Origin of the sequence: Neobacillus drentensis (genome assembly GCF_036965245.1) — a bacterium.
GTDB lineage: Bacteria > Bacillota > Bacilli > Bacillales > Cytobacillaceae > Neobacillus > Neobacillus drentensis_G.
In genome coordinates this window covers 136,244-143,041 of sequence record NZ_JBALPG010000025.1, presented here as the reverse complement: position 1 = coordinate 143,041, position 6,798 = coordinate 136,244, and the positions used below count along the sequence as shown (strand labels likewise).

The 6,798-nt window shown below is 42.5% G+C and carries 6 protein-coding genes; 1 reads left to right on the top strand and 5 read right to left on the bottom strand.

Translation table 11 applies throughout. The annotated features are described in order from the left end of the window. Positions 1–336: 336 nt before the first annotated feature. The gene (locus tag V7150_RS07620) at positions 337–1,458 is read right to left on the bottom strand and encodes a PRK06851 family protein (RefSeq protein WP_335515733.1); all 1,122 of its coding nucleotides are present in this window, start codon (positions 1,456–1,458) and stop codon (positions 337–339) included. A gap of 193 nt (positions 1,459–1,651) precedes the next feature. Next, entirely contained in the window at positions 1,652–2,128 is a 477-nt protein-coding gene (ybaK, locus tag V7150_RS07615; protein ID WP_335515730.1) for a Cys-tRNA(Pro) deacylase, read from the bottom strand. 315 nt (positions 2,129–2,443) lie between these two features. Between ybaK and V7150_RS07610 the strand changes: the two genes are divergently transcribed. After that, the gene (locus V7150_RS07610) at positions 2,444–4,252 is read left to right on the top strand and encodes a TIGR04190 family B12-binding domain/radical SAM domain protein (RefSeq protein ID WP_335515727.1); all 1,809 of its coding nucleotides are present in this window, start codon (positions 2,444–2,446) and stop codon (positions 4,250–4,252) included. Between the two features lie 106 nt (positions 4,253–4,358). Here the strand turns inward: V7150_RS07610 and V7150_RS07605 are convergent, their stop codons facing one another. The 3 genes from V7150_RS07605 to V7150_RS07595 are packed head-to-tail and all read right to left on the bottom strand — an operon-like array spanning position 4,359 to position 6,795. Beyond that, positions 4,359–5,066: an ABC transporter ATP-binding protein gene (locus V7150_RS07605; protein ID WP_335515724.1), complete on the bottom strand. Its 708-nt coding sequence runs from the start codon at positions 5,064–5,066 to the stop codon at positions 4,359–4,361. After that, positions 5,067–5,846 carry an ABC transporter ATP-binding protein gene (locus V7150_RS07600; RefSeq protein ID WP_335515721.1) on the bottom strand — a complete coding sequence of 260 codons (780 nt, stop codon included), beginning with the start codon at positions 5,844–5,846 and terminating at the stop codon, positions 5,067–5,069. It abuts the gene before it with no gap. Further along, on the bottom strand, positions 5,821–6,795 hold the full coding sequence (locus V7150_RS07595) for a branched-chain amino acid ABC transporter permease (protein ID WP_335515716.1): 975 nt from the start codon (positions 6,793–6,795) through the stop codon (positions 5,821–5,823). Before V7150_RS07595 ends, V7150_RS07600 begins: the two co-directional genes overlap by 26 nt. Positions 6,796–6,798: the final 3 nt, after the last annotated feature.

Sequence of the window (6,798 nt, the reverse complement as noted above, 5' to 3'; positions counted from 1 at the left end):
TATTATACCAAATTAACGCGGTGAATTATTGAAGTAAATGAATAAAATAAGAGGCAGCCGAGAGTTATTCGACAGCCTGAGCTTCCTTTGCGCGGTGTATAGACTGGAGCGCTTCGGTGTTAACTTATCGCAGGGTCTCTCTGCTGGGCGCTCCTCGAAAAAGCTAACGCTTTTTCTTCGTACGATGTATCAGTTCCGAAGCTTATTCTTATGGAGCTGGACAATTGTCAAAGTCGAAAGTTATACTTTCTTATCTCATAAAAAAAGGGTCAAACCCCTCAATGCTAATATACAGCATATACCTTTTGCGCGAGGGGATAGACCCTTTTAAGACACCTATAATGTTGGCAAAACTCCATAACCTTTGGCGTTTGCCAATTCTTTTATTTCCTCTGCAATTCTCCCTTGAATTCTTTCCACCACGGAAAAATCCATCGCGGCAACATAAATCGCTTCGAGCTCATCATGCAGCGCTTTTGCTTGAACAAGATACCCAGTCGCCCTGGTCATTTTACTTTTATATTTTGCGGCAATTTTACTGATAATCTCGGCAAACAGATCATCCGTACCCGGTTCAATCAGAATCTCATACATATCAATAATCTCATCACCATCACGGCTTGGGAAATATTCATGCGGGGCCGTACTGTCAAAAATCGCAATACCAAGCTCCCTTAAAATCAACATATCAAGACTATGAGGATCAAAGCCGCAATGGTAGATTTCGACATCAACACCTCGTTCCTCAGCCGTCGTAGCCAGTTTCTTCAACATTGTCGATTTCCCGGAACCAGGTCGACCTTTAATGAAGTACCGTTTTGGTATTTCTTCTGTTAAATTAGGAACGAAATCGACAGCCCCCATTGGCGTTGCCGCCCCTAAGAAACGATGGCGCACATCTGAAGCCTTGTTCAATTTTATTTTTCCAAAGAAGGCGTCAATTAACTTGTTTGTCAATCGGTCCGCCTTTTTAAAATCCATGCTGTTAATATAAATCTTTTCCCAGTCATCGTGGATCTCCAATGCTTCCTTAAATGTTGCATACGCCTTTTGGAATGATTCGCTAATCTGATTGGTCAGCTTTTGAATGACATTTTTCTGAACACTTAAGGCACGGGCATTCCAGGCTTCGCCAAGGTTGATATATTCCTCCACCGCCCCAGGTGCCTTCGGCTCAATCACATGCGGTGCCGTACCATCAACAATCCCTACTTTTAACGCCGGAATCAGCACACCATCAATCGAATTATTATCAGATGAACAATGTAGAAACTCGATATTATAGCCTTGTTCAATCCACTCATGACCAATTTTCTTCATCAGTGATGATTTGCCTGTTCCCGGGCCGCCCTTTAGAATAAATAACCGGTCTAACCCTTGAAGATTGGATTCATAAAGACTGTGGAAGCCCCTCGCAGTATTCCCGCCGGCAAAATAATTTTTGATTTTCCCTGCCACTCATCAACACTCCCTTTTACGGCCGATAGGAAAGTATAACTTTCCTATCAGGCATAAGTGTAACTACGCCTCTGTCATCGCCCTAGGGGCTCGCCAATCGGCGAGTTTTCTAATGACAATTGAAAGTTCATTTCCCCCTATCTTATGCTTCTGTCTTTTATAGGTGAGTGCCCATGGAAATTTCATTCAATTTTCATTTAACGGCATCGATGATTTCCGCTTTGGTTATTTCCTTTAAACTCTCAGGCCTGAGCACGATTTGCACGCCAATTTTTCCGGCACTGACAACGATTGAATCAATCTCCAGGCAGCTTTCATCGATGAAGGTCTTATATTCCTTTTTCATCCCTATAGGGGAACAGCCGCCGCGGATATATCCTGTCCATTTTTGAATATCCTTTACCGGTAGCATTTCCACATTCTTTTCTCCAGCCGCCTTCGCTGCCTTCTTTAAATCCAATTCCGCGGCAACAGGAATAACAAAGACATAAAGATTCTTGCTCTGCCCTTGGACAACAAGCGTTTTATAAACTTCCTTAGGGTCTTTGCCGATTTTCTCCGCTACCGAAATTCCATCAATTTTTCCATCTTTATTGTCGTATGTCAGCATGTCGTAGCTGAACCTTTTTGCATCAAGGATGCGCATTGCATTTGTTTTCGTCTGTGCCATTTTCCTAATCCTTCCGTTTCATTACTAATTTGGGTACTACTCTACAATATTCAGCATTACAGGTTAAAGTAAAACTATACACAAAATTAACCAAGTTTTGTCACTCGTTTGTCACTTTATTACTCCATTAATATAGTAAACTATTATTAACTTAAAAAATAATTGTCAGGGAAATGCACTCCTTTATAGAAAGTTATCGCTATATGTGAAATTAATCACAATTCTTAACTCTTTCTTGCGTTTCAGAAACCACGCTGATATCAACGTAAAATTATAGGGGTTCGTCCCATACAAATTGTCCTGAGGTGAACATTAATGAAATACGACCTGGTTTTACTGCATGCACCTAGTGTTTATGATTTTAGAAAAAATTCCTTACTTGCCGGCCCAATTAGTGATGTTGTCCCGTCATCGCCTGTGTTTGAAATGTATCCAATCGGGCTGACAAGTATCGCTGATTATTTAGAGCGATACGGGCTGCGGGTGAAAATTATCAATATCGCGAACCGCATGCTGATGAGTGAAAAATTTGATGTCGAAGCAAAACTTAAGAAAATCAAAACGAAAGCATTCGGGATTGACCTCCATTGGCTGCCCCATGCACACGGCAGTATTGAACTCGCAAAAATCGTAAAAACCCTCCATCCTGAAACACCGATCATATTCGGAGGCTTGTCAGCAACCTATTATTATAAAGAGTTAATTGAATATCCCTTTATCGACTTCGTTATGCGCGGCGACTCCACAGAAAAGCTGATGCTCCTGCTGATGAATAAAATTGAGTCAGGAAATACCTATTATGCCGATATTCCAAACCTAACCTGGAAAAAGGGAAGCGAGTGCTTCTACAATCCAATTACTTATGTACCAAAGGATTTAGATGATGTTGATGTACCAGGTTATCGCTATACGATCCGGTCTGTGTTTAAATATCGCAACTTCCTTGATCCGCTGCCATACAAAGGCTGGCTGCAATATCCAAACACTGCACTGTTGACGGCTAGAGGCTGTACGCAGAACTGCCTCATCTGCGGCGGCTCGCGCGAAGCCTATGACCAAAACTGCAACCGAAATTCACTGGCCCTACGGTCACCGAAGAAGCTTATCGAAGACATCCAATTTATTTCCCGCTTCAGCCGGGCACCGATTTTCATCCTGCATGACCTGCGCCAGGGCGGACGTGAATATGTAAATGAGTTTTTTAGCCTGCTTAAAAAACTTAAACTTAAAAATGAAATCGTGTTTGAGTTATTCCAATATGCGGATGAAGAATTCTTTAAACTGATGAATGACAGTGTACCAAAATACAGCATTGAAATTACCCTTGAAACACATGATGAGAAAATCAGACGCTATAACGGAAAATTTAGCTGTACAAACAAAAAGGTAATAGATACACTCAATTTTGCATTAAAACATGGCTGTAAAAAGATTGACCTGTTCTTCATGGTTGGGATTCCGGGACAGACGTACCAAAGCGCAGTTGAAAATATTGATTTTTGCGAAACCATTCATTTAGCTTGTAACCAGGATCCAAGGATCTTTTACTTTGTTGCACCGCTTGCACCTTTTCTTGACCCGGCAAGCCCTGCATTTGAACATCCGGAAATCCATGGCTATAAAAAATTCTGCCATACATTGGAGGACCATCGTAAGGCGATTACCCAGCCTTCATGGAAGCATATGCTAAGCTATGAAACAAAGGATATGACCCGCGATGATATTGTCAATTCAACCTATGAAGCAGCGGAAAAACTAAATGATTTCAAATTAAAATATAATCTGATTGACCAAGAAGGCTATCAGGAAATTAAAGAGAAGATAGAGAAATCAATGGCCTATATCGCAAAAATTGATCATGTCCTTTCCTTGACTGAGAATGAACAAGCTGTGGAACTAGCAAAAATACAAAAGGAAATTGAGGAATTAAATAAATATAGTATCTGCGGCAAGAACGAATTAAAGTGGGAAGTCCAAAAGAATTACGCGAACTTCTTTTCGCTTGCCTTAGTTGGAATCGAACAGCTTTATGAGGATTACGCGATTAAAATTAGGCATATCCTCAGCCCGCAAAGGCGACAGCAATTTAAGCTGGACCCTGAACATCGGAAAATGAAAATGTAATAGATAAAAGTGTTGGGGCCGCCCCAACACTTTTTTTATTTAGCTGCGGCGCCCTCCTAGGGGCTCGGGGTCATAAACCAAGCCCCTAGGCGCCTCCGCTTTTCGATTAATGCCCGCCTAAATACGCGGCCCTGATTTGATCGCTTTGACTCAATTCTTCCGCTGTACCGGCAGCCACGATTTTACCGGTTTCAATGACATAGGCCCGGTCGGCAATCGACAGCGCCATATTGGCATTTTGTTCGACCAATAGAATTGTTGTTCCGGTTTGATTGATTTCCTCAATAATCCGGAAAATTGTTTTTACTAATAGCGGGGCAAGACCCATGGAAGGCTCATCTAACAGTAATAAACGCGGCCTGGCCATTAATGCCCGGCCCATCGCCAGCATCTGCTGCTCACCGCCTGACAGCGTTCCTGACAGCTGCTTACGTCGTTCATAGAGGCGTGGGAAGAGCTGATACACCTTTTCAAAGTCTTCCCGGATGCCCTTTTTATCTTTACGCAGGTAGGCACCTAACTCGAGATTTTCCTCCACCGACATGTTTGCAAACACCCGGCGCCCTTCAGGAACTTGAGAAATCCCTCTTTTAACAATCGCTTGGGCCACCTTGCCGGCGACATGCTCGTTTTCAAAAAGGATGTCACCATTTTTCGGCTTCAGCAAACCGGAAATCGTTTTTAATAGTGTACTTTTTCCTGCACCGTTCGCACCAATCAAGGTGACAATTTCTCCTTGATTGATATCGAGGGAAACGCCCTTCAATGCATGAATATTTCCATAATAGACGTTAATATTATTTATTTTTAGCATTTAAGAGACCTCCTCGCCGAGATACGCTTCGATGACCTTCGGGTTATTTCTGATTTGCTCCGGGGTACCTTCGGCAATCAATTGGCCGTGGTCAAGCACATAGATTCGTTCACACACCCCCATGACAAGCAGCATGTCATGTTCAATTAGGAGAATTGTCAAATCAAACCTCTCACGAATCAAGGAAATTAAATTCATCAGTTCATCCGTTTCCTGTGGATTCATCCCTGCTGCCGGTTCATCGAGCAGCAATAGCTTTGGATATGCAGCAAGTGCCCGGGCAATTTCGAGGCGGCGCTGCTGGCCATACGGCAGATTCTTTGCCTTCTCGTGCATGACCTGATCAAGCTTAAAGATTTTTAAAAACTCAATCGCCTTTTCTTCCATTTCCTTCTCACCGGAAAAGTGGGAGGGGAGGCGGAGAATCGAACTAAAGATTGAATGCTTGGCAAGTGAATGATAGGCGACCTTTACATTGTCGAGTACCGATAATTCACTGAACAAACGAATGTTTTGAAACGTTCTGCTAATCCCTTTTTTGGTAATTTTATAGGGAGCTTGGCCATTTAATTTTTCACCGGCTAACGAAATACTGCCCTCGGTAGGAATATAAACACCTGTTAATAGATTGAAAAAAGTCGTCTTTCCCGCACCATTTGGGCCAATTAAACCAACAAGTTCACCCTGTTTTAATTCTACATTCACATCCGAAACTGCCTTTAAGCCGCCAAAGCGGATTCCGGCATTTTCTACTTTAAGCAACGGTGTTTTTGCTGTCATGCTGTACTCCTCCTTTAGCGGATTTGCCCATTTTCAAGAACGAGGTAATTTCTTTCGTTCCCATCAATCCCTGCGGACGGAAAAGCATCATTACGATCAGTACAAGACTGTAAATAACCATTCGAACCTCCGGATAGTTGGAGAGGAATGTTGAAATAATCGTTAAAGAAATAGCCGCAATAACCGATCCTGACATACTTCCCAAGCCGCCAATAACGACTAGAATCAAAATATCAAATGACTTTAAGAAGCCGAAGTTTGTCGGCTGGATAATATAAAAGTTATGGGCATGCAAGGCGCCGGCGACACCGGCAAAGAAGGCGCCAATGACAAAGGCCATTACTTTATAAAAAGTCGTATTGATCCCCATTGCATCTGCGGCAATTTCATTTTCACGAATCGAAATACAGGCTCGTCCGTGCGTTGAATTCGTAAAGTTTACAATGACAACAATTGTGATTGCCACACAGGCAATTAACCAAGGCCATGTTGTCATATGGCTAACGGTCATACCGCTGGCCCCGCCTACATAATCAATATTTAAAAAGACAATCCTGACAATTTCTCCAAAGCCGAGAGTGGCAATAGCAAGATAGTCACCTCGGAGTCTTAAGGTTGGAATTCCAATCACCAATCCGGCAAGGGCAGCGGCTAAACCAGCAGCAACGATGGCGACTGGGAAAGGCAGACCGAGTTTCATAGTCACAATTGCCGAGATATAAGCGCCAACTGCAAGAAAGCCGGCATGTCCAATAGAAAACTGCCCGGTAATCCCGATAATTAAATGAAGTGAAGCGGCAAGGATGATATTGATGCCAATTGAAAACAATGCATTTACATAAAAGGAGTTTAATGTCCCGCCATTAATAAGAAATTGTATTACAACGGAAAAGATAACGACTAAACCGATGGTACCCCAAAAACCTTTTGCTTTTGTAAAAATATTCATCGC

Coding starts and splice junctions, on each gene's coding strand:
- V7150_RS07600 (WP_335515721.1), bottom strand. CDS start 5,846: ATGACAGCAAAAACACCGTTGCTTAAAGTAGAAAATGCCGGAATCCGC.
- V7150_RS07610 (WP_335515727.1), top strand. CDS start 2,444: ATGAAATACGACCTGGTTTTACTGCATGCACCTAGTGTTTATGATTTT.
- V7150_RS07605 (WP_335515724.1), bottom strand. CDS start 5,066: ATGCTAAAAATAAATAATATTAACGTCTATTATGGAAATATTCATGCA.
- V7150_RS07595 (WP_335515716.1), bottom strand. CDS start 6,795: ATGAATATTTTTACAAAAGCAAAAGGTTTTTGGGGTACCATCGGTTTA.
- ybaK (WP_335515730.1), bottom strand. CDS start 2,128: ATGGCACAGACGAAAACAAATGCAATGCGCATCCTTGATGCAAAAAGG.